Source organism: Gellertiella hungarica (assembly GCF_014197145.1).
Classification (GTDB): Bacteria; Pseudomonadota; Alphaproteobacteria; order Rhizobiales; family Rhizobiaceae; genus Gellertiella; species Gellertiella hungarica.
In genome coordinates, this window is sequence record NZ_JACIEZ010000001.1 from 303,306 (window position 1) to 329,958 (window position 26,653).

The window sequence follows — 26,653 nt, forward strand, 5'->3', positions numbered from 1 at the left end:
GCCTCGACAAGACGGCGCGCCGCTCCATCGCCGGGGGCGCACGCCTCCGCCAAAAGGGAAAGTGGCTAAAATGCAAGCATTTCCAAAAACGAGATGTTCAAGAGGCTCTGACAAGCTCCCCCATTGAAATGAACCCATTTGGGACTCGCGTGAAATGTGGAGAGCCAGACGTGACGGCAAACATTCTTGTTGTAGATGACGATCCGGTCCAGCGGCGCCTGCTCAAGAGCGCCATCGAGCGGCATGGCCACGTCGCGCATCTTGCCGATAACGGTCGGGCCGGCCTCGAGATGCTCAAGGCTGCGGCCGTCGAATACCGTGTGGTCGTGCTCGACCTCGTGATGCCGGAGATGGACGGGCTGCAGTTCCTCGATGCACTCGGCGATCTCGGCATAGAGGTGCCCTGCATCGTGCAGACAGGCCAGAGCGGCATCGAGACGATCGTGCAGGCCATGCGGGCCGGCGCCTTCGATTTCGTCGTCAAGCCCGTTTCGCCCGAACGTATCGCAACCGCGATTGCCAATGCCCTGAAGCTCGACCAGCGCGAGGCCCGCGCCAAGGCGGGCCGGCGCGGACGCAACGGCGCGGTCGGGTTCTCGGACATCGTCTCTGCAAGCCCCTCCATGCTGCGTGTGCTGGAGCTTGCCCAGCGCGCTGCCGCATCCGGCATCCCGGTGGTTCTCGAAGGTGAGTCGGGCGTGGGCAAGGAACTGGTCGCCCGCGCCATCCAGGCGGCGAGCGACCGTGCCGGCAAGCCCTTCGTCACCGTCAATTGCGGCGCGATTCCCCACAATCTCGTCGAAAGCATTCTCTTCGGACACGAGAAGGGCGCCTTCACCGGCGCGACCGAGCGCCACAGCGGCAAGTTTGCCGATGCCGATGGCGGAACGCTGTTCCTCGACGAAATCGGCGACCTGCCGCTCGAGGTGCAGGTCAAGCTGCTCCGCGCCGTCCAGCAGGGCGAAATCGAAACCGTCGGCGCCAACAAGGTGCAGAAGGTGGATGTCCGGCTGATTTCCGCGACGAACAAGGATCTCATAGAGGAGGTCAAGGCCGGCCGCTTCCGCGAGGATCTCTATTACCGGCTCAACGTCTTCCCGATCACCATACCGGCACTGCGCAAGCGCAAGGAAGACATCCCCCACCTGGTGCGCGTCTTCCTCCAGCGCTTCTCGGCCGAACAGAAGCGCCGCGGCACGCTGACCATATCGGGGACGGCCATGGCCCTGCTGACCGCCTATGACTGGCCCGGCAACATCCGGCAGCTCGAGAATGCGATGTTCCGTGCCGTGGTGCTGGCCGAAGGCAACGAACTGACCGAGGCGGATTTCCCGCAGATTGCCGCCCAGGTGCCGGGCTACCTTGCGCCCCTGACGGCGCCCGCCCGACTGGAACTTGCCGAAACCGGACCCGCACCGCGGATGGACCATGCCCGCGAGGCGGATGCGGCGGAAGCGCGCATCACACGTGCCGCCGCAGCCTCCATTGCCAGCACCAGCCCTGCCGGTGACGTGCGCAAGCTCTCCGAAGTGGAGGAGGAGCTCATCCGTTTCGCGCTGAAATTCTATCGCGGCCAGATGAGCGAAGTGGCCCGCAAACTCGGCATCGGCCGATCCACATTGTACCGGAAACTCAAGGATTACGGCATCGATCCGGACGATCCGCTGCAGTCGGCCGCCTGATGGCGTTTCGCCCGGGGCAGGCCTTCCAGGAAGTGCCTGTCTCTTCCACTCCGCCCCGCTTGTCGCCATTCTTCAGCCGGGATCTCCGGTTAACGGTGGCGCAAGCATGATTTGTTACCAGATGTAAAGAACTTGTTAGTCACTTGTTCACTATGTATGAAGAGGTTGTCTAACTGTGGCAAATTTGCCATTGTTCGACCGCAATTACAGGTGATCTGGAGCAGCACGCGCATTCAAGCACGTGGGACGGGGTTAGAGTTGCACAGCGATTTCGAAAAATCAGGCAGGCAAGACGCCGATGACCGAAGCCTTCTGGCTCGGATCACGCGCCGTGCGGCACGCCTGATCGGCACGGGAATGCTTCTGGGCGCCTTGTCCGCCCCGATGCTCATGGCTTCGCATGCAGATGCCCAGGCGGAAACGCGCAGCCTCAAGCTCTATTTCGTCCATACCGGCGAAAAGGCAGTCATCACCTTCAAGCGCAATGGCGTCTACGATCGCCAGGGCCTCCAGCAGCTGAACCGATTCCTGCGCGACTGGCGGCGCAACCAGCCGACCAAGATGGACCCGCGCCTGTTCGACCTGATCTGGGAAGTGTATCGCCAGAGCGGTTCGCGCACCTACATCAACGTCGTGTGCGGCTTCCGCTCGCCGGAAACCAATTCCATGCTCCGCTCCCGCACCAAGGGCGTGGCCGAGAAGAGCCAGCACATGCTCGGCAAGGCCATGGACTTCTTCATTCCCGACGTGAAGCTCGCAAAGCTGCGCGAGATCGGCATGAAGATGCAGGTGGGCGGCGTCGGCTTCTATCCGCGCTCCGGTTCGCCATTCGTGCACATGGATGTGGGCAATGTGCGCGCCTGGCCGCGCATGACCCGCCAGGAACTGGTCCGACTCTTCCCGAACGGCCGCACGCTCCACCTTCCCTCCGACGGCAAGCCGCTGCCCGGCTACCAGGAGGCCATGGCGGATTACAAGCGCCGCGTCGGCTCCACCCATATCGAGATCGCCGATACGGGCGGCTCGAAGAAGAAGGGCCTGCTGGCCTTCCTGTTTGGCGGCGGTGCCGACGAGGGTGAGGACAATGCATCCGCTGAATCGGCCGAAACCGCCGTTGCCTCGGCGGCACCCACGCCCCGCAAGGAGCAGGTGCTGACCAATCCGTCCTCGCAGCCGATCCTTGCAGCGGCAGGCGAAGAGCCGGCAGTCGCCGTCAATGCGCCGATCCCGCTCGGACGTCCGGCCTTCAACGATCAGGTCGGAAACAGCGGCGTCGCTTCCGCGCTGGTCGAGCCGCAGGAAAATTCCGCAGCTGCCGCACTGGCCGCCGCCTCCATGCCGCAGCCGGCGGGCGAAGAATCCTATCCCGACCTGCAGGCCTACAACATTCCGGTTCCCACGCTGCTTGGCAAGCGCCTCCAGAACGGCGACGCCCAGCCGGAGGCCGCCATCGAGACCGCAGCTCTCGGCGTGCCCGACCAGGCAACCGAGCTTGCCGATGTTCCGGTTCCCGTCAGCCGTCCTTCCGGTTCCGAGGCCCTCCTCGCGAATGCCGAGGGTGCGGAGGAAGCGGTTCCGGACGAGCAGGAAGTCGCCGCGCTTTCGCCCGATGCCGCCGCGCAGCTGGAAAACAGCACCCTTGCCGCAAAGGGCGGGCCGATCGCGACCGTACCCGAAGTGGCCGCCGTTCCGGCCGCAGAGGCTGCCGGAGAGGATCAGGCTGCGACCGACGAAGCCTACACGACCGACGAAGGCGAGAACGAGGAAGAAGTGGCAGCGCTCGAAGGACATCCGGACGCCACGTCCGATTCGTTCGGCGACAGCTTCGACCAGCCCGTGGCCGCTTCCGCCGACGCGTCGCCGATCTCCCAGGGCCTGCCGGTCAAGGCCGGTCGGCCCACGCCGAAGGATGCCGCCGTTGCCGCCAACGGCCAGAAGCCTCTGACCGGCGACATGCTGGCGAAATGGGCGATGAACAACGCGCATTTCGACGACGCTTCGAGCAAGGTGAAGGCACCGCGCTTCGTCAGCCTCGCCATGCGTGCCCAGCCCGTGCAACCCGTGACCGGCGGCTTCACCACGAAGGTGGCGACCATCGATCCAGGCCGCTTCTCGGGCAGCGCACCGGCAAAACCCGCTTCCTCGAACTGAGGTCCCTGACCATAGAAACAAGAACGCCCGCGATCGATCCGATCGCGGGCGTTCTTGTTTCAGGAGCAGGAATGGCTTTTCGCTCATTCCATGCCGAGCGCCGCCATGTAGGTCTGCAGGATGGTTTCCTCCTCGAGCCGCTCGTTCGCGTCCTTCTTGCGCAGCCGGATGATGGTTTTCATGGCCTTAGTGTCGTAGCCGCGGCCCTTTGCCTCGCCAAACACATCCTTGATGTCGTCGGCGATCGTCTGCTTTTCTTCCTCAAGCCGTTCGATCCGTTCGATGAACTGCCGAAGCTCGGCTGCCGCGACGTTCTCGACCGTGTTCTGTTCATCCATGTGCGCAATCCCTTTGGTTCGTCCGCCAGCATTCCGAGGGAACGGCTGCGGGGTTGAATTCGAGTGGCTGCTGACCTGCCCACAACTTGCGGCAAAATCAAGCCCTTTCGGCGTGCCTCCCGAAAAAGCCTGCGCGCCGTCAGTAGGGGCCCGTGCGTGAAACGAAGTGCTGCCGGCTGTGCAGTGCGGGATCGGCATCGAGACCGGCGAAAATGGGGGCGAGACGGTCAGTCCATGCGTCCACCCCTTCCGCATCGCCGATCAGATCCTGACGGACCTCCAGAAGGGCATGGGGGATGCCGGCGCGCATGCAGTGGCGGTAGAGCGTGTCGCCCTTGAGGGCGCCGTCATAGGGTTCGTTGTCGCCGATCACCAGATCTCCGGCGGCATTCAGCCGGTCGATCAGAGGAAGAGGGGCACGGCCGTCGCTGTCCCAGAGCACGGCGGCGTGCCAGGGCCGCGGCACACCCTTCCACACCGGCGTGAAGGAGTGAAGCGACAGCACGAGCGGCACTTTTCCGCTTTGCCGCTCGACGGCAGCGATGGTTTCCGCCACCGCATCGTGATAGGGGCGGTGGAAACGCACGATCCGGCGTTGCCATTCCTCCTCAGATATCGGATGGTTTCCCGTCACAATCGCGCCATCCGAGATCTTCATGATCAGGGTCGGGTCGTCCTCGCCGCGGTTCGGGTCGATCAGCAGGCGGGAGAAGCGCGAGAGCACGGCGTGGCATCGGAGACGCGTCGCAAGCTGCCGCGTCAGAGGGTCGATACCGATGTCATAGGCGATGTGACGGCTGAAGGCGGAGGCCGGAAGCCCGAGATCCCCGTAAGGGGCCGGAACGATGTTGGTGGCGTGATCGGCGAGCAGCACGAGGCTGGATTGCGGCGCGCCGGGGATGATTTCGAAGGGCCTGTAGGCTTCGGTTTCCGGAGACGAAGGCATGGTTGGCATGAATTCTAACCGTTTCGTGTCAGTCGCAGGAGGTGGTGATCGCATGGCTTCGAAAGGAGCGCAACCATGGAATGTCCCCGAGATCCCGGCCCATCCTTTCTTTCATTACAATCGATTAAATTTGCAGGCGGTGTTGCGTTGACATTCCCGCCCTGCCGTCGCAAGAAGTGAAAAGGACAAACAAACATGGAGTCCCAGCGGAAAGCCGTGATCTCACTCAGGAATCCTCTTTCGAAGCTTATCTTCGGCCTTGCGGTGGTTGCCGGGACAATGGGCGTGACGGGCGTGGCACATGCGGAGTTCCGCGTCTGCAACAGCACCCAGAACCTTGTCGGCGTGGCGATCGGCTACCGGGCCAAGGAAGGCTGGACGACGGAGGGCTGGTGGCAGATCCCGGCCGCAACCTGTGCAACGCTGATCGAAGGCAAGTTGCAATCCCGCTACTACTATCTCTATGCCGAGGACGCCGCCCGCGGCGGGCGTTGGACCGGCGACATCAAAATGTGCGTGGCCCAGGACAAGTTCAAGATCACCGGCGTGAACGACTGCTTCAAGCGCGGTTATCTGCAGATGGGCTTCAAGGAATATGACACGGGCCGTCAGGCAGGCTGGATGGTACAGCTGAACGATGCCTCGGGCAGCCAGGAAAGCCAGAAACAATGAAGCGTAACCGCAAAGTCAAGATTCTCGCCACCCTCGGACCGGCTTCTGCCGAAGAGGACATGATCCAGAAGCTGCACGAGGCCGGCGCGGATCTCTTCCGTATCAACATGAGCCATTCGAGCCATGAGATGATGCGGACCCTGGTGGCCCGCATCCGCGCCGTGGAGTCGCGCTGCGGCCGGCCCATCGGCATTCTCGCCGACCTCCAGGGGCCGAAGCTGCGCGTCGGCAAGTTTGCCGATACCAAGGTGAACCTCAAGGTCGGCCAGACCTTCACTCTCGACAATCGCGACGAGCCCGGCGACGAGAACCGCGTCTACCTGCCGCATCCGGAAATCCTGCAGGCGGTCAAGCCGGGACACCGGCTTCTGATCGATGATGGCAAGCTGGCCCTCAAGGCGGACAAGTGCGACGGCACCTCGATCGTCTGCACCGTCGTTGCCGGCACCAGGATTTCCGACAAGAAGGGCGTGAGCCTTCCCGATACCCTGCTGCCCGTCGGCGCACTGACCGACAAGGACCGCGCGGATCTCGATGCGGTGCTTGCGACGGACGATGTGGACTGGGTGGCGCTTTCCTTCATCCAGCGACCGGAGGATCTCGCGGAGGTGCGCAAGATCGCCCGCGGCCGCGTCGGGCTGATGTCGAAGATCGAGAAGCCGCAGGCGATCGAGCGGATTGACGAGATCATCGAGCTTACCGATGCACTCATGGTCGCCCGAGGCGATCTCGGCGTGGAAATGCCGCTGGAATCGGTGCCCGGCCTGCAGAAGCAGATGATCCGCGCCTGCCGTCGCGCCGGCAAGCCCGTTGTGGTCGCTACCCAGATGCTGGAATCGATGATTTCGGCCCCGGTTCCCACCCGCGCCGAAGTCTCCGACGTGGCGACGGCCGTCTTTGAAGGTGCCGATGCGGTGATGCTGTCGGCGGAATCGGCATCGGGCGAATATCCCGTCGAGGCCGTGTCGACCATGGCGTCCATCGCCTCCACCGTCGAGCGTGACCCGCATTACTCCGGCATCATCTACGCCCAGCGTCCGCAGCCCGAGGCGACCGGCGCCGATGCGATCTCGCTCGCTGCCCGGCAGATCGCCGAGACGCTGAAGCTGTCGGCGATCGTCACCTACACCTCGTCCGGCACGACGGGGCTTCGCGCGGCGCGCGAGCGTCCGCAGGTGCCGATCATCGCGCTGTCGCCCATCATGCAGACGGCGCGGCGTCTGTCTGTGGTCTGGGGCCTGCACTGCGTCGTGACGAGCGATGCGACCGATCTCGACGACATGGTGAACCGCGCCTGCCGCATCGTGTGCGCCGAAGGCTTCGGAAAGCCCGGCGACCGGGTGATCATCTCCGCCGGCGTTCCGCTCGGCACGCCGGGCGCCACCAACATGCTCCGCATCGCTTACATCGGTTCGGACGGCCTCAGCGGCATCTGATCCGGGCAGCAGTTCGGGAACAGGCACAGGGGCGCTTCGGCGCCCCTTTTCATGTGCCGTCTGTCGCCAGCCGCGCCTCCAGCGCACGGGCGAGGGCCTGGAGGTCGCGCGGCTTGCCCGCAAGTTTCTCCATGGCGGCTATGGCGAGATCGGTCGCGATGTAATCCGGCTTGTGGCCGAGCCCGTGGATCCAGACCAGCTCGGAGCCGGCGATGTCCCGGTGCAGACCCCGCGAATGGATGCTTTCGAGCACGACCTGATCCTCGTCGCCCGTGACGATCACGGTCGGTGCCTTAATCTCGGGATAGCGTCTCGCTATCCTGCTCACGTAGTCGTGGAGATTGGCCACGTCGATGGCGTTGTAGCGGAATGTCTCCGGCCTGAGGACAAGCGGAATCGCGGCCTTCTGGAGATAGTTCTCCGGCGCCCTGTTTGGGTGGAAGACGAAATCCACACCGCTTTCGATGCGCTGCAGCCCGGCAGGCAGGGCGATGGTATGGGTGAAGACCCAACCGATCACGGGCGTGGAGGCGAGGCGGTAGTACCAGTCGACGCCACCGGGCCAGGGATGGGTCGCGGCGGCGAGGAAGAGAAGGCCCTGGACCTTGTCGGGGTGCTGCAGCGCGAGACTGGCCGCAATCGATCCGCCGAAGGAATGGGCCACGACGATCGCCCGGCGCATGCGGTAGTGATCCATCACCTTGGCAATTGCATCAGCCTGGCCGTCCGGCATGCCGTTTTCGGGGCCGCCGCGGTCGGAATAGCCGTGACCGGGCCGGTCGACGAACAGCATCTCGGCGCGGCCCTTGAGGGGCGCGAGGAAGGCACCGGCCGGATCGCGCAGGTTACCGCTGGCGCCGTGGATGAAGAGCAGCGGCGGCAGGTCCGCATCGGGTCCCGCGGGGACATGCAGCGCGTTCAGGCTGTAGCCGCCGACATCGACCCTTTCGCCGATATCGGGATAGGCCGCCTCCAGCGCACGGCTCTTGAAGTAGGAATAAACGCCCAGCGCCAGAAGCACGAGAAGCGGAAGGACAAGGAGAGAAAGGGCAAAGCGCAAGGCGGGACCTGAGGGAGCGGAAAACGAAACGGACTTCACCGCGTGTTAAGTGCGGCTGCCGGCCATTTTTTCAAGGAGGTCACGCGCCTGATCCTGTGCCGTCCGGTCCGCCGGATAGAGTGCCAGATAGGCTTCCCAGACCTTGAGCGCCGCCTCGTCGCGGCCATCGAGCGTGAGTATGCCTGCAAGGCCGGAGAGCGCGCCCAGGTGACGCGGCTCGAGGGCAAGCGTGCGCCGGATATCGGCAACCGACTTTCTGTTGTTGCCGAGAGCGAAATGCAGGGTCGCCCGAAGGTTCCAGCCCTCGGCATAGTCGGGGCGCAGAACCGTGACCTGATCGAGATAGTCGAATGCGGCTGCGGTCTGGTTGGAAGCGATCGCGTTGGAGGCGCGTGTCATCAGCAGATCCACCGTCGCGCTGTCCGATTCGGTCAGGGCCGCCCGGATCTCGCCTGCAATGGCCTTTGCCGCTTCCGGGTCGCTTTCCCGCTTGAGACGGGCAAAGAGGGCATCCAGGCGAACGGCGCGGGGTTCGATGGTCAGGCTGCCGGTCCCCGGCGGCGGCTGCATCAGGGGTTGCTGGATGACGTCCTGCGAAGGGGTTTCGTCATCGGCATGGGCGGTTGCTGCAAGGGCAAGCAGGACCGCGAGGAAACGGGGGACATCAGAAAAGCGCATGGCGGGCATGATAGCCCGCCATCCGAAAGGTTCCAACCTGAAAATGCACCCGGCTGCGTTCAGCCCGGGCACAGCCGGCGAACCGGCCGCGCAATCAGCCCTGACGAGCCTTGAAGCGCGGGTTCTGCTTGTTGATGATGTAGACGCGGCCCTTGCGGCGCACGATGCGGTTGTCGCGATGACGGGCCTTGAGCGACTTGAGCGAATTCTTGATCTTCATTTTTCTGATCCGCGAGGTTTACGGGGAACACGAAATTCGCCCGGTGACTGTGAAACATCAAAGCGTGCTCTCGGCCCGCTTCTTTGGGTTGGCAGGCAATTACCTGCTAGACCCTTGTGTGTCAACCGTTTCCGGGAGGAAAAGCCGGAACGGCCGTGGATGAACGCGCCGATTTTCCGGCCTCAGCGGCCGGAAAGCACGGTCACATGCCCCATCTTGCGGCCCGGCCGCGCTTCGGTCTTGCCATAGAGGTGCACAAGGGCATCCGGCGTGGCCAGCCACTCCGGCACGCCGTCGACATCGTCGCCGATGAGATTCTGCATCACGCAGTCCGAATGGCGGCGGGGATCGCCCAGCGGAAGACCCGCGATCGCGCGGATATGCTGCTCGAACTGCGAGACGATGCAGGCGGCCTCGGTCCAGTGCCCGGAATTGTGCACGCGCGGGGCGATCTCGTTGGCAATCAGCGAGCCGTCGGGCAGGACAAAGAATTCCATGCCCACCACGCCCACGTAATCCAGCTCGCCGAGCAGGCGCTCCGCAGCGGTGCGGGCCGCCTCGGCGGTATCCGCGCCGATTCGCGCCGGCAGGGTGGAGGTGTGCAGGATGCCATTGCGGTGAACGTTCTCGGCCGGATCGTAGCAGCGCACCTCGCCGTCCCTTCCGCGCGCGGCGATGATCGAGACCTCGCGGTCGAAGGCGACGAAGCTCTCGAGAATCAGTGGCACGGAGCCGAGCTCGGCATAGCCGCCTTCCGGCCGGTCCTCGGGCCCGCGATATACCTTCTGGCCCTTGCCGTCATAGCCGAGGCGCCGTGTCTTCAGCACGCCCCGATGCCCGAAGGCCGCAAGCGCCGCCTTCAGGTCCTCGTCGCTGTCGACGGGGCGGAAGTCTGCCGTGGGAATGCCGCAGGCATTGAGAAAGCGCTTCTCGGTGAGGCGATCCTGCGCCACTTCCAGCGCCTTCGGCGGCGGATAGACCGGCAGCCGCGAGCCGAGGCGTTCGGCGGCCCCGACAGGTACGTTCTCGAACTCGTATGTCACCACATCGGCGCGGGCGGCGAGGCTGTCGAGAGCCTGGGGATCGTCATAGGCCGCAACGATCTGGTCGTTGGCGACCTGTGCGGCGGGACAATCGGCCTGGGGCTCGAGGATGACGGTGCGGAAATTCAGGCGCGCGGCGGCCATCGCCAGCATGCGGCCGAGCTGGCCGCCGCCGATGATGCCGATGGTGGTGTTGTTCATCAGGCTTCGTCCATGGGATATTCGGCAACGGCGGCGGTCTGCCGCTCGCGCCATTCGTCGAGGCGGTCCGCCAGCGCGTCGTCGTAAAGGGCAAGCACAGCAGCGGCCATCAGCGCCGCGTTGACCGCGCCGGCCTTTCCGATGGCCAGCGTGCCGACCGGAATGCCGGCCGGCATCTGCACGATCGACAGCAGGCTGTCCTGCCCGGAAAGGGCCTTCGACTGCACGGGAACGCCGAAAACGGGCAGGGGGGTCATAGAAGCGCACATGCCGGGCAGATGGGCGGCGCCACCGGCACCGGCGATCACCACCTTGAAGCCCTCGTCCCGTGCCGTTTTGGCAAAACGCACCAGGCGGTCGGGCGTGCGGTGTGCCGACACGATACGGGCCTCATAGGCGATGTCGAGCGCATCGAGGGTATCGGCAGCGTTCTTCATGGTTTCCCAGTCGGACTGGCTCCCCATGATGATGGCGACCGGAGGTCTTTCGGTCATCTCGGACTCCTCGGCTTCGCGTCAGGCGATGATGTCGGGAATGATCTGGTCCTCAAGCTTGGTGATCTTGTCCTTGAGGGCGAGTTTCTTCTTTTTCATCCGCTGGATGCGAAGCATGTCGCAGCCCGTCTGGATCATGGCGTTGATGGCGGCATCATAGTCTTCATGCTCCTGGCGAAGCCTCGCGACAATGAGCCTTATTTCTGCCTGATCCTGATCAGCCATGCCTGCCATCCCCATTCCAGTCGTGCGGACATTGTGTCCGTATCCCCGTCTTTAGCGCAAGCTCCTATCACCAAATACCGGTAACGGGAAGTTAGGCCTGCGTCAGAAATCGCCTTCGACAAACTGTAATAATCGTGTCACACTCCCTTTGTTGACCACGAGCCCCGGCTCGCCCGGGCAAAAAATGAGAGGAAGGACATTCATATGACCATTGAGGCTCATCTGAAATCGCTTGAACAGAAGCATGTCGCCCTTGAAAAAGAACTCCACTCCGCAATGGCATCGCCTTCTATGGACGATCAGCAGATCGCCGAAATCAAGCGCCGCAAGCTTCGCTTGAAGGATGAGATGGAACGCCTGAAGACGCGGCACTGATTGCCGCCAACGGAGCGCCTGACGCCAGAGGAGGGTGGTAAGGCACAACAAACACGGTAAGGACCGGGTGCGCGCTTCCGTAACGCGTCGAGTGCCGGCACCCGGCAAGGCCCGATAGGGCCTCAACAGAATAACAGGACGGGCAGAGGTCCGTTTCGCAGCCGGCAGGACGCAGGTCGCGACAGCCAGTGGGGCATGTCGGCACCGGGATCGTCAGCAATCCGGCCTTTTCTCAAGAAACCATCGGCGGCAGCGCCCTCGCCTGGGGCATCGGCCGCCGATGGACTTCATCCCCCCGTACGATCCATCAGCCGCCTTTGCCGCTCACGGCTCGGACCAGAACTGGTCCAGCCACAGGGAAACCCTGTCGAAGCCGCGCGGATTGACCGCGTAGAACCGCCGGGTGCCTTCCTGATGAACGGTGACGAGGCCGCAGTCGAGCAGGGCCTTGAGATGCTGGGAAACGGCGGGCCGGCTGATCGGCAAACCCTCGGCCAGGGCCGAGACGGTCTTTTCCCCGCGCCGCAGCTCCTCGAGCAGAAGCCTGCGGTGCGGATCGGCAATGGCACCAAACGGATCGATGCTGGACATGGTCGCGGCTCTCATCCTGAACGCCGGCTGAGAATGGCCGGACAAGCGAAGCTTAACCGAGTTTTTGCATTGCGAAAAGATTGCGCGTGCGGCTGCTAAGGCGCTGCCGCCTCACCCGGAAAAACCGGTCCAGAACAGCCGCAGCCCCGCCAGGAGCGCCATGCCATACATCAGCGGGTAATAGGTCTCCGGGCGCATCCGCTTCACCACCCAGGCGCCGGCCATGGTGGCGAAGGGCGCGAAGGGCAGCAGCGTGAACGAGATCCAGAGGTTTTCCGTGTCCAGCTGGCCGAGCGAGGCATAGGCACCCAGCTTGACCAGGTTGAGGATGGCGAAGAAGCGGACCGAGGTGCCGGTGAATTCCTTGGGATCGAGGCCGAGCGGCAGGGCATAGATCTGGAAGGGCGGGCCGCCGGCATGGGTCACGAAGCTGGTATAGCCGGAAAGCGTACCCCAGAAGCTTGCCGCCACGCGGTTCTGGCCGCGAACGGCAAGGACTGCCCCCCGCCAGGCGCGGTAGCGGTTCCAGAAATACCGCATGGCGAAGAGGATGGTCATCGCGCCGATCAGGAGGCGCAGGATGGAACCGGGCACCAGCGCCGCCGTTCCCCAGCCGATGCCGATGCCGGCCAGCGCGCCGGGCAGCATGCTGAGAAGCAGTTGCCGGTTGCCGTGCCTGCGCCAGATCCAGAGCGATACCCAATCCATGAAGATGAGAACGGGCAGCAGGATGGCCGCTGCCTTCACCGGCGAAACCACGAGGGCGAGAAGGGGCACTCCCATCATGGAAAGCGCCTCGCCCATCCCGCCCTTTGTCAGGCCGATGAGGATGACGGCGGGTATGGCTGTCAGATAAAAGGCGGTGTCTGGAGTCATCGACTGTTGATCCTTTGTCGGGAGAGGTCTATCGGATTCCGGACGAAGAAACGAGGGTGCCCGCACGGCCATCGGCCGGTTGGGGGCGACGATCCAGAGAAAAAGCCATGAGTTCACCAGAAGACCGCTGCCGCCTCGTTCTGATCATGCCCGAACAAGCCGGTGAGGACGGGGGGCGCGAGGCGCTCGCCGCAGCGCTCCGGGGCGGCGACGTCGCCTCCGTGATCCTGCCGCAATACGGCCTCTCGGATGCGGATTTCCAGAAACGCGCGTCCGTGCTCGTGCCGCTGGTCCAGGATGCAGGCGCCGCCGCGCTGATCGCCGGCGACAGCCGCGTTGCCGGCCGGGTCAAGGCGGACGGCCTTCACATCCAGGGCAATGCCGCCGACCTCGCGGAAGCGATGGAGCGGCACAGCCCCAAGCTGATCGTCGGTGGCGGCGGCGCGACGGAGCGCCATACCGCGCTCGAGATGGGCGAACACCGTCCGGACTACATCTTCTTCGGCAAGCTCGACGGCGACATCAAGCCGGAGGCGCATCCGAAGAACCTGGCGCTCGGCGAATGGTGGGCCGCCATGATCGAGATCCCCTGCATCGTCATGGGCGGCACGGCGCTGGAATCGGCGCTGGCGGTTGCCGAAAGCGGTGCGGAATTCGTCGCGTTGCGCGAGGCCGTGTTCGGTGCGGGGCAGGGGCCTGCCTCGGCCGTTGCCGAGGTGAACGCCATCCTCGACGAAAAAGCGCCACGGTTTGCTGATTGAGAGCAGGCATGAGCCGCACCCTGACCCTTGCCTCGCGTTCCCTCGCCCTTGCTGCAGGCCTTCTGGCCGGGCTTGCGCCCGCCGCCTTCGCGGCCGATACGGTCGTCAATCGGCCGGCGGCCTCTGATCCTGGCCAGTTGAAGCAGGGGCGCCTGACGCAGGACAACAATGCGCTGGAGCGGATGGACGGCAATGCACGCCCGCTGACCCCGAGCGACAAGGACCAGCAGCAGAAGAAGAGCGGTGGGCTGACCCTTCTCGAACGCATGGGCGCGGAGCTGCCGCCTTTGCCGCCGGAAAAGGAGTACAAGGGCCCGGTCGACGAGGCCTATGGCGCCTATCAGCGCGGCCTCTTCCTGACGGCCATGGAAAAGGCCCTGCCGCGGGCGCAGCTTGGGGATGCGGCGGCGCAGACACTGATCGGCGAGTTGCTGTCGAATGGTCTCGGCGTGAAGCAGGACATCAAGGCCGCGGCCTTCTGGTATCAGCAGGCGGCCGATCACGGCGATCCTTCCGCCATGTTCAAGTATGCCCTGATGCTCATGGAAGGCCAGGTCGTCAAGAAGGACAAGGCGAAGGCCGACGCGCTGATGAAGAAGTCGGCGGATCTCGGCAATGGCTCGGCTGCCTTCAATTACGCGCAGACGCTGGTGGCCGACCAGCCTGGGCCGGAAGGCCTTAAGAAGGCGCTGCCTTACTATCTCAACGCCGCCGAGCAGGGCATCGCGGATGCTCAGTATGCCGCGTCGCAGATCTTCATGGCGCTCGAAGACCTGGGTGCCGACCGCAAGCTCAAGGCGCTCGCCTGGCTCCAGCGCGCGGCGCGTGCCGGCTTCGACACCGCCCAGCTGGATCTCGGCCTCTGGCTGGTGAACGGCACCGCCGGCCCCCGCGATGCGAAGGCCGGCTTCCAGTGGCTGAAGATTGCCGCCGAGCGCGGCAACATTTCCGCTGCAAACAAGGTGGCCCATCTGCTCATCGAGGCGATCGGCACCCGCCCCGATCCGGTGGAGGCGGCGAAGTGGTATGTCATTTCGCGGCGGGCCGGCCTGCCCGATCCCGCGCTCGAGGATTTCTTCCTCGGCATCGAGGACGACAAGCAGCAGAAGGCCATAGCCGCCGCCGACGCGTTCCGGCCGCGCCGATGAGCCTGCCGGATGACGTCCCGTTCGATTGCCAGTCCTGTGGCGCCTGCTGCTCCTACAGCGCGGACTGGCCCCGCTTCTCGCTGGAAAGCGACGACCAGCTCGCGCTGATCCCGGAAGCCTTCGTCGCGGCGGATCTCTCCGGCATGCGCTGCGAGAACGATCGCTGCCTTGCCCTCTCCGGCGAGGTGGGAAAGCATGTGGCCTGCACCATCTATGCGGTCCGTCCGGAGGTTTGCCGCGCCTGCATGCCGGGCGATCCCGAATGCCTGATTGCCCGCGCTGCCCATCGCATCGGCGAGGCCGGCCCGCAGGACGGATTAGGTGCGGAGGGGCCGGCCTGAGCCCTGCACGGCCCGCATAGCCGCCTTGCGGGCGCTTCCTTCAGCCGCTCCCCTTGAATTCGTGCGCGTTTTGTGGTCTTGAGGCGGCAATATCACGTATCGCTGGTGTTTTCCCGTTGCTGCCGCGCTTGGGCGCGTGCCGCAGGGGCCAGTCTGCTCTTCAAGGAAATCCATCCCGATGGCCCGTTCAGCACTTCTCAATGTCATGGTTCAGGCTGCCCTCAAGGCGGGCAAGTCTCTTTCGCGCGACTTCGGCGAGGTACAGAACCTCCAGGTCTCGATGAAGGGGCCGGGGGATTTCGTATCCCAGGCCGACCGCAAGGCCGAGAAGATCATCCGCGAGGAACTGCTGAAGGCGCGTCCCACCTACGGTTTCCTCGGTGAGGAGAGCGAAGAGATCAAGGGCACCGACGGCGCCCATCGCTGGATCGTCGATCCGCTCGATGGCACCACCAACTTCCTGCACGGCCTGCCGCTCTTCGCGGTATCGATCGCGCTCGAGCGCAACAACGAGATCGTCGCGGGTGTGGTCTACAATCCGGCCATGGACGAGCTCTACACCGCCGAGCGCGGCGGTGGCGCATTCCTCAACGACCGCCGCCTGCGCGTGGCCTCCCGCCGGGTGCTGTCCGATGCGGTGATCGGCTGCGGCGTGCCCCATCTCGGCCGCGGCAACCACGGCAAATTCCTGGTCGAGCTGCGCCATGTCATGGGCGAAGTCGCCGGTGTCCGCCGCTTTGCCTCCGCCTCCCTTGACCTCGCCTATGTGGCGGCCGGGCGCATCGACGGCTTCTGGGAGAACGACCTTGCCGCGTGGGACATCGCTGCCGGCCTGCTGCTGATCAAGGAAGCGGGCGGTTACATTTCCGACTGGAACGGCGGCAACAGCATTCTGGAGACCGGCTCCATCGTGGCCGGCAACGAGCATATCCACAAGGCACTGATGGAAGTCACCCATCGCCCGATTCCCAGCCGCTGATCCGGCTCGCGGGGATCCCGCCGCTTTCAGAGGCGACGAAACCGGATGGTTTCGTCGCCTTTTTCGTCTTGGCCCCTGCTTTTGTCCCGGCAGGCGGGTGGCGGACGGGAACGTTTCCCGTCGCCCGCGCATTCCCGTCCGGCAAGGTCCGTTCCGCCGGCGAAATCCATGAGGATGACCGGGACTGCCCGGAGAGAACTGTTTCATTTTCGGGCGCGACTGGGGTAGGCTTTGCATCGGTTGCGCCGGAGCCTGGCTTCGGCAGCCGGAAAACATGCGCCGCCGTAACGGGGAGTCCCTACGGTTGCGCGCCAGGGGAAGAGATCTGGGATCGGCACGGCATGAACATTGACCCTACCATTTCAGGCGCGGCGGAAGCCCGCCCCGGTCGCTACGGCAAGAAGCTTTCGAGCCCGATGCCGGTTTTCTGGACGATGATCCTGTTCCTGATCATCATCGCCTTCATTGCCGCCATTCTCTACCGGCAGATCCATACGGCCTTCATCGCCAATCCCGGGCTGAACAGCCTGATCCTCGGCGTGGAGCTCATCGGCATCATCCTCGTCTTTTCCCATGTGCTGGGTTTGCGGCCCGAGGTGAACTGGTTCAACAGCTTCCGCGCCGCCGGCCATGCGGACCGGGTGGGTCGCGAGCCGAAGCTTCTGGCGCCGATGCGGGCGCTGATCGGCAATCAGGAGACCATGGCGATCACGCCCTCGGCGCTGCGCTCTATCCTCGATTCCATCGCAACCAGACTTGACGAAACGCGCGACATCTCCCGCTATCTCATCGGGGTGCTGGTCTTCCTCGGCCTGCTCGGCACGTTCTGGGGCCTGCTCGGCACCATTGCCTCGATCAACCAGGTCATCCAGACGCTCGATCCCGGGACGGGCGATGCGTCGGCCGTGCTGCTTTCGCTGAAGGAGGGGCTTTCGGCGCCGCTCTCCGGCATGGGCACCGCCTTCTCGTCCTCGCTGCTCGGCCTTTCCGGCTCCCTGATCCTCGGCTTTCTCGATCTGCAGGCCGGCCGGGCCCAGAACCGCTTCTACACCGAACTGGAGGACTGGCTGTCCTCCGTGACCGATGTCAACCGCGACCGCGCCCCACAGGTCGCTCCCATCCCCGGTGCGCCGGTCGAAGAGCTGCGTCTGATCACCGAACAGCTCGAACGGCTGTCGGTGGAAGGCGGGGATTCGGGCCGTCTGTCGGAGGCGACGGCGCATCTGGCGGAAGGCATCCAGGGGCTGGTGAAGACCATGCGCGGCGAACAGCAGATGCTGCGCAACTGGATCGAGGCGCAGCAGGAAGAAACGAAGGCCATGCGCCGCACGCTCGACCGGCTCGCCGAGAGCCTCAAGGAGCGCTGATCGATGGCGCTTTCCCGCAACCGCCGGAGCCAGCGCACAGTCGATTACTGGCCGGGCTTCGTCGACGCGCTCTCGACGCTGCTTCTGTCCATCATGTTCCTGCTGACGGTGTTCGTGCTCGCGCAGTTCCTGCTCAGCCGGGAAATCTCCGGCAAGGACGAGGTGCTGACGCGGCTCAACAACCAGATCAACGAACTCACCCAGGCGCTGGCGCTGGAAAAGAGCGGCAAGCAGGATCTCGAGGACACGCTGGCGACACTGCAATCCTCGCTCGCCGTTTCCGAAAACGAGCGCAGCCGCCTGCAGCAGCTGCTCGATTCCGGCTCCGGTGGAGCAGCGGCAGCGCAGAACCGGATCGGCGAACTCAGCGACAGTCTCGATGCCGAAAAGAAGATCAGCGCCCGCGCCATGAGCCAGGTGGAGCTCCTCAACCAGCAGATCGCGGCGCTGCGCAGCCAGATTGCCGCGGTGGAGCAGGCGCTCCAGGCAGCAGAGGCAAAAGATCAGGCCTCGCGCACCAAGATCGCCGATCTCGGTCATCGGCTGAACATTGCGCTCGCCCAGCGCGTGCAGGAACTCAACCGCTATCGCTCCGACTTCTTCGGCCGCCTGCGCGAGATCCTTTCCGACCGCGAGAACATCCGCATCGTCGGCGACCGGTTCGTGTTCCAGTCGGAAGTTCTCTTTCCATCGGGCGCCAATGTGATGAACCCGGAGGGCGAGGCGGAAATGCAGAAGGTGGCGAGCGCCGTCATCGAGCTTTCGAAGGAGATCCCGCCTGAGATCAACTGGGTGCTGCGGGTCGACGGTCATACCGATAACGTGCCGCTTTCCGGCAACGGCAAGTTTGCCGACAACTGGGAGCTTTCCGCCGCGCGCGCCACTTCGGTGGTGAAGTTCCTGATCTCGAAGGGCGTTCCCGCCGACCGCCTGGCCGCCGCGGGCTTCGGCGAGTACCAGCCGATCGCCGAGGGCGAAACTCCGGAAGCGCGGGCCGCCAATCGCCGCATCGAGCTGAAGCTGACCGAGAAGTAGCAGGCAGACGAGTTTCCGGTTGCCAGCCGCGGCGCTTCGGCCTTACCTTTGCGTAAAGGTTACCGCAGGAGGTCCGCATGGATGTCGATGTCGTCGTGGTCGGTGCCGGTCTGGCCGGTCTGGTGGCGGCGACGGAGGCAGCCTCACGCGGGCTCAGGGTCACGGTCGTCGATCAGGAAGGCGAGCAATCCCTCGGCGGGCAGGCCTTCTGGTCGCTGGGCGGCCTGTTCTTCGTCGACAGTCCAGAGCAGCGCCGCATGGGTATCCGCGACAGCCTGCCCCTTGCCACACAGGACTGGCTGGGATCGGCGGCCTTCGACCGGCCGGAGGATTTCTGGCCGCGCCGCTGGGCGGAGGCCTATCTGGATTTTGCTACCGGCGAGAAGAGGGCCTGGCTTCATGCCATGGGCATGCGCTGGTTCCCCGTCGTCGGCTGGGCGGAGCGGGGCGGCGGGCTGGCGACCGGACACGGCAATTCCGTTCCGCGCTTCCATGTCACCTGGGGCACGGGCCCCGGCGTCCTGCAACCTTTCATCCGCAAGGCCATGGCGCAGGTGGCCGAAGGGCGGCTTGCCTTCAGATGGCGCGCACGCGTCGATGGCATCCTCGCCGGGAACGGTGCGGCCAGGGGTGTTTACGGCACGCTTCTCAAGCCCGACGGTGCGGAGCGGGGGCGAAGCACCACGCGGGAGCCTGCCGGCGATTTCCGGATCGAGGCCGGGGCGGTCATCGTTGCCTCCGGGGGCATCGGCGGCAATCACCAGATGGTCCGCGCCAACTGGCCGGTCGAGCGGCTCGGCCCGCCGCCGCAGCACATGGTCTGCGGCGTGCCCGACCACGTGGACGGACGGATGCTCGACATCACCGCAAAGGCCGGCGGCCGGATCATCAATGGCGACCGCATGTGGCACTATACCGAGGGGCTGCGCAACTGGGATCCCATCTGGCCGGGCCATGGTATCCGGATCCTTCCGGGTCCCTCGTCGTTCTGGTGCGATGCGGATGGCAACCGGTTTCCCGCCCCCGCGATGCCGGGATTCGATACGCTTTCCACGCTGAAGGCGATCCGCGCCCGCGGTCACGAGCACAGCTGGTTCATCCTCACCAAGGCGATCATCAAGAAGGAATTCGCGCTTTCGGGCTCGGAGCAGAACCCCGATCTCACCGGACGAAACATTCCGCTTCTCCTCAGGCGGCTGGGCAAGGAGCCGCCAGGACCCGTCCGCGCCTTCATGGACAAGGGAGAGGATTTCGTCGTTCGCGATTCGCTGGAGGCGCTGGTCGAGGGCATGAATGGCCTGGAACCCGGGCATCGGCTCGATGCCGCCCATCTGCGCAGCCAGATCGAGGCGAGGGACCGGGAGATCGAGAACCGCTTTTCCAAGGACGCCCAGGTGACGGCCATCCGCGGGGCGCGAGCCTATCTGGGCGACCGGCTGATGCGAACCGCCAGACCGCACCGCCTGCTCGATCCCGCCGCCGGACCGCTCATTGCCGTGCGCCTGCATATTCTTACCCGCAAGACACTCGGCGGGCTCGAGACCGATCTTTCCGCGCGCGTCCTGTCGCTCAACGGCGAATATGTGCCCGGCCTCTATGCCATCGGCGAGGCCGCCGGCTTCGGCGGCGGCGGCATGCATGGTTACAGTGCGCTGGAAGGCACCTTCCTCGGCGGCTGCCTGTTCTCCGGCCGCGTGGCCGGCAGGGCGGTGGGAAGCTGAGGTTTTCTGTCACCTGTAAATTGGCATTCTACATACTGGGCTATCATGATCCTGCGATTGCGGCACAGGGGCCTAGAGGTGCTCCATGCGCGTGACGACGGTTCGCGTCTTCCACCCGATATGCCCGGGAAAATCAGACTGGTACTCTCCGTGCTGGATGTGGCGTCGCCGGTGGAGGATATGGATCAGCCGGCATTTCGGCTTCATGCCCTCGAGCGCGCCATGGGCGGCGGGCGGAGATGTGGTTGCAGATGCAGGCTGCCCACGATCTTTCGCGGCTGCGCGCGAATGAGGAGCTGGAGGCAGTGAAGAGGTTCGGGCCCGACCGGCCCTGAACCCGTCAGATGCCCTCTGCCTCGAAGGCGCGGGCGCCCTGATCGAATTGCAGGCGGGCGAGCTTGGCGTAGAGGCCGCCCTGGCGGATCAGGCTTTCATGCGTGCCTTCCTCGACGATCCGGCCCTGATCCATCACGAGGATGCGGTCTGCCTTGAGCACGGTTGCGAGGCGATGGGCGATCACGATGGTGGTGCGGTCGCGCATTAGGCCATCGAGTGCCTTCTGCACCAGCGTTTCGCTTTCCGCGTCCAGCGCGGAGGTCGCCTCGTCGAGCAGCAGGACGGGCGCGTTCTTAAGGATGGCGCGCGCGATGGCGATCCGCTGGCGCTGCCCGCCCGAGAGCGTGATGCCCCGCTCCCCCACTTCCGTGTCATAGCCCTTGTCGAGGCGGACGATGAACTCCTCCGCCTGTGCGGCGCGGGCGGCCTGTTCCACCGCCTCGCGGGTTGCGCCCGGCGTGCCGAAGGCGATGTTGTCGCGGATGGTGCCGGAAAAGATCGTGACGTCCTGCGGCACGATGGCGATCTGCCGGCGCAGTTCCTCGGGCGTCAGCTCGCGCAGATCGATCCCGTCGAAGCGGACGGAGCCGCTGGCGGGATCGTAGAATCGCAGGACAAGCGAGAAGACCGTGCTCTTGCCTGCGCCGGAAGGGCCGACAATGGCCACCGTCTCGCCGGGCGCAACGCCGAAGGTGAGGCCGGTCAGCGTTTCCTTGCCCGGCCGGGAGGGATAGGCGAAATGAATGTTGGCGAATTCCACCCGTCCGCTTGCCGGGGAGGGGAGCGGCTTCGGCTGCGCGGGCGCGCGAATCGCCGGTACCTCGCGCAGCAACTCGGACAGGCGTTCGGCCGCGCCGCTGGCCTGGGCAAATTCCCCCCACACTTCCGAAAGCGCGCCGAGCGATCCGCCCGCGATCACGGAGTAGAGCAGGAACTGACCGAGCGTGCCCGCCGACATCTCGCCCGCAAGCACCGTATTTGCGCCATACCACAGCACGCCCACCACGCTGCCGAAAACAAGCGCAATGGCAAAACCGGTCAGGAAGGAGCGCGACTTGATGGCCGCGCGCGCTGCCTCATAGGCATTCTCCACGGCGCCGGAATACCGGCTGTCGGCGGCGGCTTCATGGGTGAAGGCCTGCACGGTGCGGGTGGCGGCGATGGTTTCTCCGGCAAAGGCAGAGGCTGCGGCCAGCGTGTCCTGTGCAGCGCGGGAGCGGGCGCGGACCGAGCGGCCGAAGGCCACCAAGGGAAAAACGATCAGCGGAATGGAGGCGAGCACCAGCCCCGACAGTTTCGGGCTCGTCACGATCATCATGCCGACCGCACCGAGACAGAGGATTGTGTTGCGCAGCGCCAGCGACGCGGTCGCTCCGACGGCGGACTTGATCTGGGTCGTGTCTGCGGTCAGGCGCGACACGATCTCGCCCGACTGATTGACATCGAAGAAGGATGGCGAAAGCCGCACCACATGGCTGAACACGTCGCGGCGCAGATCGGCAACGATGCGTTCCCCGATGGTGATGACGAAATAGTAGCGCAGCGCGCTCGCGAGGGCGAGAACGACGGCCATGATCACCAGCAGGCCGAAGGTACCGTTGATCTGGGCACTGTCCTGCTGCTTGAAGCCATGATCCACCATCTGCCTGACGGCGGCGGGCAAGGCGAGCGTGGTTGCGGCGGCGAGAGCCAGGAAGACGATCGCACCGGCAACCAGCCCCCGGTAACGCAGGATGTAGGGCACCAGAACCATCAGCGGTTTCATGGAGCGGCGGCGGCTCGTATCGTCTTTTTCTGTCATGGATCCATGGCTTCCGGCATCCCCGGGAAGCTTGCGCCTTAGCGCGCCGGGGCACTTGTTATCCTTGGCGCCTTCATGTATAGGCACGGCATCGAATTGGGAAGCCGTAGCCCATGGCGGACTGCGGCTTTGTTTATTCAATCGGTCCGGCGCCTGCAATGGGTTGCGGCAAAAGGACCCTGGCACCGCAGGAAGATTGTTATGAAGGCTGATATCCATCCCGACTACCACATGATCAAAGTGGTCATGACCGATGGCACCGAATACGAAACCCGTTCGACCTGGGGTTCCGAAGGCGCTGTCATGAACCTCGAAATCGACAGCAAGTCCCACCCGGCATGGACCGGCGGCAACCAGCAGATCATGGATCGCGGCGGCCGCGTCTCGAAGTTCAACAAGCGCTTCAGCGGCCTCGGCCTCTAAGCACTTGCCGGTTTCCGGTCTTTTCAAAACCCGGGCCTTCTGGTCCGGGTTTTTTGCTGCCCGCATTTTGATCTAAATAAGCTTTTCCTTATTTTGCCGCCGTGCTAACCTCCTCTTCAGGATGACCGCCGAAAGCGGCATCCTGGGGCTTCAAATCCCCGCGTAAAAGGCGGCTGTATCTTGATCGATACTTCCGGCGCTCATAGCTTCCTGCCTTGCGGCCGGGAGGCCTCGGTCATGTCCAGAACTTCGGTTTAAAAGCCGGGGCGGGCCGTTACGCGGCTATTTGAACTCCCGGTCACTGGGGCCACTTTTCCAGGGGCTCCAGTGGCTTCCTCAAACGAGGGAGAGCGGAGATGGACATAACGGCGATGGATCTCGCCTCGCCCGACTACATAAAGGTGCTCTGGTGCCTGGCGCCCTGGGTGACCGCCTATGGGGTGGCGCGGCTCTTTCGCCGGCGAGAGCTTCCTCCCGGTGTTTCCGGGCCGTTGCCTGCGATGCGTCCTGCGTCATCGGCCGAACCGCTGCCGGATTATCTGCGGCTGGTGCTGCTGGCGGATGAAGCGGAAAAAGAAAAAGGCCCCTCCGGGGAGGGGCCAGTCAAATCCGGATAGATTGATTGACTTAATGCACGTTGAAGGCCGTGCGCAGCAGGCTCAGCTGTGCCTGTACGCTGTTTTCATTGTCCGGCACCATGTCGGCATCCGCGGGACGGTAGATCTCGCGATCGAGAAGCGCCACGCGATTCTGCAGGCGCAGCGAGCGCTCGATCAGGTCGCGGAAGGCTTCCGGCAGATCGTTCCAGCCGGGGGCGTTCCGGTCGACATTGAAGGAGTCGAGGCGCACCTTGCGCTTTTCGTTGAGCACCTGGTCGCGGGTCATTTCGCCATTGTTGACGGCGCGCTGCAGCAGCAGCCAGGAGGCCATCTGCATGAGGCGCGTCGTGAGCCGCATGGATTCGGCGGCGTACAGAACGGAGGCCATCCGCGGCAGCACCTTGGCAGCCGCACGGCCGGTCCCGTCCAGATAGCTTGCGGTTTCCTCAACCAGCGCCATGCCTTCGGTATAGAGCGCCTTGAACTGCGAAGAGGAAGCAATCCGCCCAGCAAAGCTGATGGTATTCAGGCCAAGTTCCGACATCTCAAATTCCCTGCCAAACGCAACCACTGTATTCAGGTAACGGAGAAGTGCGGCAGCCAGTTCCGCCGCTCTCGTTCGATGGCCTAAACATGATCGCTTTACCCGGAAACCGCAAGGTGATTATTAAGAAAGGGTTAATTCCCACAGTTTTAGGCAACTTATCCAAAATGCAAAGAAAAAAAGAGCCGCTGGAAAGCGGCTCTCAAGGTAAAACAGGGAGAAAATCAGACCAGTCCTCCTGGCGGAGGAGAAGGCTGAGTCCAGAAAGTCTGGATGTTCACAGTTTCCCCCTGAAAACCTAATCTATGGTTAACAAAACTGCCAATAGACAAGGTAAAATCTGAAACATCCGGAAATGGCGGCCGCCATTTATTTGCTGCGGAAAAGCGACTCCGCTGCCGCCTTGCCGCTCAGCTTCTTTCTTTTTTCCTCGGCCAGGCGTTCGATTTCGGCTTCCAGCAGCCCGATGCGGGCCTGCAGCTCGTCGGCGGAAAGCAGAGAGAGGTCGCAGCCGATCTCGTGCTCCAGCTTCCGTTTCGGGCGTTCGTCGTCGAAGAGGCTCATATGGCGGCTCCTGCGCTTTCCACGATATCGGGATCGCCCGCGCCTTCGGGAAGGGGGGCGGCGCGCGGATTGAGCGTCAGGCTCTCGGGCGTTGTCAAGGGACCGGCGCTGGTTGCGGTGTAGGTGTCGCGCTCCTCGACGGGCACCGCCTTGCGGATGCGGCTGCGGATCAGCGCATAGACCACCAGCGCCACATGGGAGAAGCCTGTGACGAGAAACAGCGCGTATGGCCCGAGCGCCGTCATCACGGGGCCGCCGATGGTGGGGCCGATGACGGTTCCGATGCCGTAGAGCAGGAGCAGCCCACCCGACACCTTCACGAAATCCTCCGAGGAGGCAAAGTCGTTGGCATGCGCGACGGCGATGGAATAGAGCGCATTGGCGGTTGCGCCATAGATGGCGATCATCACGATCAGCACCGTCACGTCGCCCGGATGCAGGATCACCACCATCAGGCCGGCAAGTGCGGCCAGTCCGGAGAGCACCATCAGCACATAGCGCCGGTCCATGCGGTCGGAAACGCGGCCGGCTGGCAGCTGCATCACCGCGCCGGCAAAGATGGTGGCGCTCATCATCAGCGCGATGGAGCCCTGGCTGAGCCCTGCCTTCGCGCCGAAGACGGCGCCAAGCGTGCCGAAAGCCCCGTTGGCGATGCCGATCAGCAGAATGCCGACGAAGGAGACCGGAGAATTGCGATAAAGCGTCCGAAGGTCGAGCTTCACGGATTTCAGCGGCTGCGGGGTTGCGGCATTGGACAGGGTGGTCGGCAGCATGGCGACGCAATAGAAGATGCCGCACACCATGAAGAGGATGGGCGTCATCACATCCGCCAGCGGCACCACCAGCTGTCCGCCCACCGCACCGATCAGCGTGATCGTCACGTAGAGCGAGAAGATCATGCCGCGGCTCTTGTTGGTGGCGCGCTCGTTCAGCCAGCTTTCGATGATCATCGAGGTGCCCGCGGTCGAGAAGCCGGTGACGGCGCGCAGCGCGATCCACCACCAGGAATCGACCACGATGCCGGTGAGAAGCGCGATGATCGCGATCAGGGAGATGAAGCCGGAAAAGGCGCGGGCATGGCCGATCCGCCGCACCAGCTGGGGCGCAAACAGGCAGCCGAGCACGAAGCCGCTGGCCCAGGATGTGCCGAGAAGGCCGAGATCGGTCGTCGGATAGCCCTCCGCCGCGCCGCGCACCGGCAGCAGCAGGCCGTGAAGACCATTGCCAAGATAGAGAAAGAGTGTACCAACCAGAAGCGCGAAGACAGGCAGGATGTTGCTCTTGAAGGCAGCGGGCATGGCGTCGTCCTGGTTCGGTGCGGGTTCATCCGGTCATGGGCCGGATCGTAGATTAGCGCGTCGGGATTAGGCTTTCGTCAATGCGTACAAAAGTTGACGCTGTTGTGGCACCCCGGGGAGAAAGACATCGGCCCCGGCGGGAAGCGGTGAGGGATCGGACGATTGGTTAACAAGTTCATCGGGCTGTTTCTGGTGCTGCTCATGGCGGTGCAACTCATCCGTCCGCTCGGCCTGCCCGGCCTGCACCGCCGCCGCGACTTCTGGAAACTCGCCGTCGTCGCCTTCGTGCTCTGGTCGGTGGTGCTGCTCATCCGGCCGTGACGGGTGACATGGGCCTTTCTGCTTCGCCGGGCGTGGAGTTGGCCGCGCTGCACTCTGGCGGCGCGGCGTTGAGTTTGCCGTACTGCACCCCTCTCTGCCTCGCACTACGTTGAGTTTGCCGTGCTGCACCCCCCTCTGTCCCTGCCGGGACATCTCCCCCTCAAGGGGGGAGATCGACATCCCGTTTTATGATTTCCCCAAACAACCAGCGTTTCATTTGCAGAAACGTTGGCGAGGGATTGCCATCATACACCCCATCCCGATCTCCCCCCTTGAGGGGGAGATGCCCGGCAGGGCAGAGGGGGGTATGCATCCGCAAACCCGACGGTTTGCAGGGCAGAGGGGGGTGCAGCGCGGCACTCCCGACAGTTTGCAGGGCGGCGCAATCCACGCCGTGCGCGGCACCGATTCTCTCCCCGACGCGCCG

At 64.2% G+C, this 26,653-nt stretch carries 28 protein-coding genes and 2 pseudogenes; 16 read left to right on the forward strand and 14 right to left on the reverse strand.

The window, feature by feature from the left end; translation table 11 throughout:
* Positions 1–128 precede the first annotated feature (128 nt).
* From GGR23_RS01360 to GGR23_RS01365, 3 genes and pseudogenes are all read left to right on the forward strand, one after another.
* Positions 129–1,361: pseudogene (locus tag GGR23_RS01360) on the forward strand (sigma-54-dependent transcriptional regulator); the annotation flags it as partial.
* A 117-nt stretch (positions 1,362–1,478) separates the two neighbouring features.
* Positions 1,479–1,682: pseudogene (locus GGR23_RS23580) on the forward strand (helix-turn-helix domain-containing protein); the annotation flags it as partial.
* A gap of 357 nt (positions 1,683–2,039) precedes the next feature.
* Complete coding sequence (locus tag GGR23_RS01365; RefSeq protein WP_183364900.1) at positions 2,040–3,833, forward strand: peptidoglycan L,D-endopeptidase MepK; 1,794 nt, start codon at positions 2,040–2,042, stop codon at positions 3,831–3,833.
* An 83-nt stretch (positions 3,834–3,916) separates the two neighbouring features.
* On the opposite strand, the gene GGR23_RS01370 is transcribed toward GGR23_RS01365, so the two are convergent.
* Positions 3,917–4,171 (reverse strand): DUF2312 domain-containing protein, encoded by a 255-nt coding sequence (locus tag GGR23_RS01370; protein ID WP_183364313.1) that lies wholly within the window; start codon positions 4,169–4,171, stop codon positions 3,917–3,919.
* A gap of 139 nt (positions 4,172–4,310) precedes the next feature.
* Positions 4,311–5,126: an N-formylglutamate amidohydrolase gene (locus GGR23_RS01375; RefSeq protein WP_183364314.1), complete on the reverse strand. Its 816-nt coding sequence runs from the start codon at positions 5,124–5,126 to the stop codon at positions 4,311–4,313.
* A gap of 186 nt (positions 5,127–5,312) precedes the next feature.
* Here GGR23_RS01375 and GGR23_RS01380 point away from each other — a divergent pair, with 186 nt between their 5' ends.
* Positions 5,313–5,789: a DUF1036 domain-containing protein gene (locus tag GGR23_RS01380; protein ID WP_183364315.1), complete on the forward strand. Its 477-nt coding sequence runs from the start codon at positions 5,313–5,315 to the stop codon at positions 5,787–5,789.
* On the forward strand, positions 5,786–7,225 hold the full coding sequence (gene pyk / locus GGR23_RS01385) for a pyruvate kinase (RefSeq protein WP_183364316.1): 1,440 nt from the start codon (positions 5,786–5,788) through the stop codon (positions 7,223–7,225). Before GGR23_RS01380 ends, pyk begins: the two co-directional genes overlap by 4 nt.
* Before the next feature lie 49 nt (positions 7,226–7,274).
* On the opposite strand, the gene GGR23_RS01390 is transcribed toward pyk, so the two are convergent.
* The 6 genes from GGR23_RS01390 to GGR23_RS01415 all read right to left on the reverse strand — a co-directional run bounded on the left by GGR23_RS01390 (position 7,275) and on the right by GGR23_RS01415 (position 11,146).
* On the reverse strand, positions 7,275–8,285 hold the full coding sequence (locus tag GGR23_RS01390; RefSeq protein WP_183364317.1) for an alpha/beta fold hydrolase: 1,011 nt from the start codon (positions 8,283–8,285) through the stop codon (positions 7,275–7,277).
* Between the two features lie 45 nt (positions 8,286–8,330).
* Positions 8,331–8,972, reverse strand: coding sequence for a tetratricopeptide repeat protein (locus tag GGR23_RS01395; protein WP_183364318.1), 642 nt, complete (start codon positions 8,970–8,972; stop codon positions 8,331–8,333).
* Positions 8,973–9,057: 85 nt separating this feature from the next.
* Positions 9,058–9,183: a type B 50S ribosomal protein L36 gene (ykgO, locus tag GGR23_RS01400; protein WP_183364319.1), complete on the reverse strand. Its 126-nt coding sequence runs from the start codon at positions 9,181–9,183 to the stop codon at positions 9,058–9,060.
* A gap of 182 nt (positions 9,184–9,365) precedes the next feature.
* Complete coding sequence (locus GGR23_RS01405; protein WP_183364320.1) at positions 9,366–10,427, reverse strand: 5-(carboxyamino)imidazole ribonucleotide synthase; 1,062 nt, start codon at positions 10,425–10,427, stop codon at positions 9,366–9,368.
* On the reverse strand, positions 10,427–10,921 hold the full coding sequence (purE, locus tag GGR23_RS01410; RefSeq protein WP_183364321.1) for a 5-(carboxyamino)imidazole ribonucleotide mutase: 495 nt from the start codon (positions 10,919–10,921) through the stop codon (positions 10,427–10,429). Before purE ends, GGR23_RS01405 begins: the two co-directional genes overlap by 1 nt.
* 21 nt (positions 10,922–10,942) lie before the next feature.
* Positions 10,943–11,146, reverse strand: a complete 204-nt coding sequence (locus GGR23_RS01415) for a YdcH family protein (protein ID WP_183364322.1) — start codon at positions 11,144–11,146, stop codon at positions 10,943–10,945.
* A gap of 204 nt (positions 11,147–11,350) precedes the next feature.
* On the opposite strand from GGR23_RS01415, the gene GGR23_RS01420 reads away from it, so the two are divergent.
* A complete protein-coding gene (locus GGR23_RS01420) occupies positions 11,351–11,521 on the forward strand; it encodes a YdcH family protein (protein WP_183364323.1) in 171 nt (56 codons plus the stop codon).
* Positions 11,522–11,845: 324 nt separating this feature from the next.
* Here the strand turns inward: GGR23_RS01420 and GGR23_RS01425 are convergent, their stop codons facing one another.
* Both GGR23_RS01425 and GGR23_RS01430 read right to left on the reverse strand, forming a co-directional pair.
* Entirely contained in the window at positions 11,846–12,112 is a 267-nt protein-coding gene (locus tag GGR23_RS01425; protein WP_183364324.1) for an ArsR/SmtB family transcription factor, read from the reverse strand.
* A 111-nt stretch (positions 12,113–12,223) separates the two neighbouring features.
* Complete coding sequence (locus GGR23_RS01430) at positions 12,224–12,988, reverse strand: sulfite exporter TauE/SafE family protein (protein WP_183364325.1); 765 nt, start codon at positions 12,986–12,988, stop codon at positions 12,224–12,226.
* A 107-nt stretch (positions 12,989–13,095) separates the two neighbouring features.
* On the opposite strand from GGR23_RS01430, the gene GGR23_RS01435 reads away from it, so the two are divergent.
* The 7 genes from GGR23_RS01435 (at position 13,096) to GGR23_RS01465 (ending at position 20,340) form a co-directional block, all read left to right on the forward strand.
* A complete protein-coding gene (locus GGR23_RS01435) occupies positions 13,096–13,749 on the forward strand; it encodes a thiamine phosphate synthase (RefSeq protein WP_183364326.1) in 654 nt (217 codons plus the stop codon).
* Positions 13,750–13,757: 8 nt separating this feature from the next.
* The gene (locus tag GGR23_RS01440; protein WP_183364327.1) at positions 13,758–14,897 is read left to right on the forward strand and encodes a tetratricopeptide repeat protein; all 1,140 of its coding nucleotides are present in this window, start codon (positions 13,758–13,760) and stop codon (positions 14,895–14,897) included.
* Positions 14,894–15,238, forward strand: a complete 345-nt coding sequence (locus tag GGR23_RS01445; RefSeq protein ID WP_183364328.1) for a YkgJ family cysteine cluster protein — start codon at positions 14,894–14,896, stop codon at positions 15,236–15,238. Before GGR23_RS01440 ends, GGR23_RS01445 begins: the two co-directional genes overlap by 4 nt.
* A gap of 178 nt (positions 15,239–15,416) precedes the next feature.
* Complete coding sequence (locus GGR23_RS01450) at positions 15,417–16,217, forward strand: inositol monophosphatase family protein (RefSeq protein ID WP_183364329.1); 801 nt, start codon at positions 15,417–15,419, stop codon at positions 16,215–16,217.
* A gap of 341 nt (positions 16,218–16,558) precedes the next feature.
* The gene (locus GGR23_RS01455) at positions 16,559–17,584 is read left to right on the forward strand and encodes a MotA/TolQ/ExbB proton channel family protein (protein WP_183364330.1); all 1,026 of its coding nucleotides are present in this window, start codon (positions 16,559–16,561) and stop codon (positions 17,582–17,584) included.
* A 3-nt stretch (positions 17,585–17,587) separates the two neighbouring features.
* Entirely contained in the window at positions 17,588–18,619 is a 1,032-nt protein-coding gene (locus GGR23_RS01460; protein ID WP_183364331.1) for a peptidoglycan -binding protein, read from the forward strand.
* Between the two features lie 77 nt (positions 18,620–18,696).
* Positions 18,697–20,340 carry an FAD-binding dehydrogenase gene (locus GGR23_RS01465; protein WP_183364332.1) on the forward strand — a complete coding sequence of 548 codons (1,644 nt, stop codon included), beginning with the start codon at positions 18,697–18,699 and terminating at the stop codon, positions 20,338–20,340.
* A gap of 340 nt (positions 20,341–20,680) precedes the next feature.
* On the opposite strand, the gene GGR23_RS01470 is transcribed toward GGR23_RS01465, so the two are convergent.
* Positions 20,681–22,477 carry an ABC transporter transmembrane domain-containing protein gene (locus GGR23_RS01470; protein WP_183364333.1) on the reverse strand — a complete coding sequence of 599 codons (1,797 nt, stop codon included), beginning with the start codon at positions 22,475–22,477 and terminating at the stop codon, positions 20,681–20,683.
* Between the two features lie 201 nt (positions 22,478–22,678).
* Here GGR23_RS01470 and rpmE point away from each other — a divergent pair, with 201 nt between their 5' ends.
* Both rpmE and GGR23_RS01480 read left to right on the forward strand, forming a co-directional pair.
* Complete coding sequence (gene rpmE / locus GGR23_RS01475) at positions 22,679–22,900, forward strand: 50S ribosomal protein L31 (protein WP_183364334.1); 222 nt, start codon at positions 22,679–22,681, stop codon at positions 22,898–22,900.
* Positions 22,901–23,256: 356 nt separating this feature from the next.
* Entirely contained in the window at positions 23,257–23,517 is a 261-nt protein-coding gene (locus GGR23_RS01480; protein ID WP_183364335.1) for a hypothetical protein, read from the forward strand.
* A 10-nt stretch (positions 23,518–23,527) separates the two neighbouring features.
* Here GGR23_RS01480 and rcdA read toward each other — a convergent pair whose 3' ends face one another.
* The 3 genes from rcdA to GGR23_RS01495 all read right to left on the reverse strand — a co-directional run bounded on the left by rcdA (position 23,528) and on the right by GGR23_RS01495 (position 25,905).
* Entirely contained in the window at positions 23,528–24,043 is a 516-nt protein-coding gene (gene rcdA / locus GGR23_RS01485; protein ID WP_183364336.1) for a protease adaptor protein RcdA, read from the reverse strand.
* Positions 24,044–24,412: 369 nt separating this feature from the next.
* Positions 24,413–24,607 carry a DUF1192 domain-containing protein gene (locus tag GGR23_RS01490; RefSeq protein WP_183364337.1) on the reverse strand — a complete coding sequence of 65 codons (195 nt, stop codon included), beginning with the start codon at positions 24,605–24,607 and terminating at the stop codon, positions 24,413–24,415.
* Positions 24,604–25,905, reverse strand: a complete 1,302-nt coding sequence (locus GGR23_RS01495) for an MFS transporter (RefSeq protein WP_183364338.1) — start codon at positions 25,903–25,905, stop codon at positions 24,604–24,606. Before GGR23_RS01495 ends, GGR23_RS01490 begins: the two co-directional genes overlap by 4 nt.
* 162 nt (positions 25,906–26,067) lie before the next feature.
* Between GGR23_RS01495 and GGR23_RS01500 the strand changes: the two genes are divergently transcribed.
* The gene (locus tag GGR23_RS01500) at positions 26,068–26,226 is read left to right on the forward strand and encodes a hypothetical protein (RefSeq protein WP_183364934.1); all 159 of its coding nucleotides are present in this window, start codon (positions 26,068–26,070) and stop codon (positions 26,224–26,226) included.
* Positions 26,227–26,653 lie beyond the last annotated feature (427 nt).

What these genes read in the sequence shown, in the direction of transcription:
- GGR23_RS01365 (WP_183364900.1), top strand. Translation starts at nt 2,040, where the DNA reads ATGCTTCTGGGCGCCTTGTCCGCCCCGATGCTCATGGCTTCGCATGCA.
- GGR23_RS01370 (WP_183364313.1), bottom strand. Translation starts at nt 4,171, where the DNA reads ATGGATGAACAGAACACGGTCGAGAACGTCGCGGCAGCCGAGCTTCGG.
- GGR23_RS01375 (WP_183364314.1), bottom strand. Translation starts at nt 5,126, where the DNA reads ATGCCAACCATGCCTTCGTCTCCGGAAACCGAAGCCTACAGGCCCTTC.
- GGR23_RS01380 (WP_183364315.1), top strand. Translation starts at nt 5,313, where the DNA reads ATGGAGTCCCAGCGGAAAGCCGTGATCTCACTCAGGAATCCTCTTTCG.
- pyk (WP_183364316.1), top strand. Translation starts at nt 5,786, where the DNA reads ATGAAGCGTAACCGCAAAGTCAAGATTCTCGCCACCCTCGGACCGGCT.
- GGR23_RS01395 (WP_183364318.1), bottom strand. Translation starts at nt 8,972, where the DNA reads ATGCCCGCCATGCGCTTTTCTGATGTCCCCCGTTTCCTCGCGGTCCTG.
- ykgO (WP_183364319.1), bottom strand. Translation starts at nt 9,183, where the DNA reads ATGAAGATCAAGAATTCGCTCAAGTCGCTCAAGGCCCGTCATCGCGAC.
- GGR23_RS01405 (WP_183364320.1), bottom strand. Translation starts at nt 10,427, where the DNA reads ATGAACAACACCACCATCGGCATCATCGGCGGCGGCCAGCTCGGCCGC.
- purE (WP_183364321.1), bottom strand. Translation starts at nt 10,921, where the DNA reads ATGACCGAAAGACCTCCGGTCGCCATCATCATGGGGAGCCAGTCCGAC.
- GGR23_RS01415 (WP_183364322.1), bottom strand. Translation starts at nt 11,146, where the DNA reads ATGGCTGATCAGGATCAGGCAGAAATAAGGCTCATTGTCGCGAGGCTT.
- GGR23_RS01420 (WP_183364323.1), top strand. Translation starts at nt 11,351, where the DNA reads ATGACCATTGAGGCTCATCTGAAATCGCTTGAACAGAAGCATGTCGCC.
- GGR23_RS01425 (WP_183364324.1), bottom strand. Translation starts at nt 12,112, where the DNA reads ATGTCCAGCATCGATCCGTTTGGTGCCATTGCCGATCCGCACCGCAGG.
- GGR23_RS01430 (WP_183364325.1), bottom strand. Translation starts at nt 12,988, where the DNA reads ATGACTCCAGACACCGCCTTTTATCTGACAGCCATACCCGCCGTCATC.
- GGR23_RS01435 (WP_183364326.1), top strand. Translation starts at nt 13,096, where the DNA reads ATGAGTTCACCAGAAGACCGCTGCCGCCTCGTTCTGATCATGCCCGAA.
- GGR23_RS01440 (WP_183364327.1), top strand. Translation starts at nt 13,758, where the DNA reads ATGAGCCGCACCCTGACCCTTGCCTCGCGTTCCCTCGCCCTTGCTGCA.
- GGR23_RS01445 (WP_183364328.1), top strand. Translation starts at nt 14,894, where the DNA reads ATGAGCCTGCCGGATGACGTCCCGTTCGATTGCCAGTCCTGTGGCGCC.
- GGR23_RS01450 (WP_183364329.1), top strand. Translation starts at nt 15,417, where the DNA reads ATGGCCCGTTCAGCACTTCTCAATGTCATGGTTCAGGCTGCCCTCAAG.
- GGR23_RS01455 (WP_183364330.1), top strand. Translation starts at nt 16,559, where the DNA reads ATGAACATTGACCCTACCATTTCAGGCGCGGCGGAAGCCCGCCCCGGT.
- GGR23_RS01460 (WP_183364331.1), top strand. Translation starts at nt 17,588, where the DNA reads ATGGCGCTTTCCCGCAACCGCCGGAGCCAGCGCACAGTCGATTACTGG.
- GGR23_RS01465 (WP_183364332.1), top strand. Translation starts at nt 18,697, where the DNA reads ATGGATGTCGATGTCGTCGTGGTCGGTGCCGGTCTGGCCGGTCTGGTG.
- GGR23_RS01470 (WP_183364333.1), bottom strand. Translation starts at nt 22,477, where the DNA reads ATGACAGAAAAAGACGATACGAGCCGCCGCCGCTCCATGAAACCGCTG.
- rpmE (WP_183364334.1), top strand. Translation starts at nt 22,679, where the DNA reads ATGAAGGCTGATATCCATCCCGACTACCACATGATCAAAGTGGTCATG.
- GGR23_RS01480 (WP_183364335.1), top strand. Translation starts at nt 23,257, where the DNA reads ATGGACATAACGGCGATGGATCTCGCCTCGCCCGACTACATAAAGGTG.
- rcdA (WP_183364336.1), bottom strand. Translation starts at nt 24,043, where the DNA reads ATGTCGGAACTTGGCCTGAATACCATCAGCTTTGCTGGGCGGATTGCT.
- GGR23_RS01490 (WP_183364337.1), bottom strand. Translation starts at nt 24,607, where the DNA reads ATGAGCCTCTTCGACGACGAACGCCCGAAACGGAAGCTGGAGCACGAG.
- GGR23_RS01495 (WP_183364338.1), bottom strand. Translation starts at nt 25,905, where the DNA reads ATGCCCGCTGCCTTCAAGAGCAACATCCTGCCTGTCTTCGCGCTTCTG.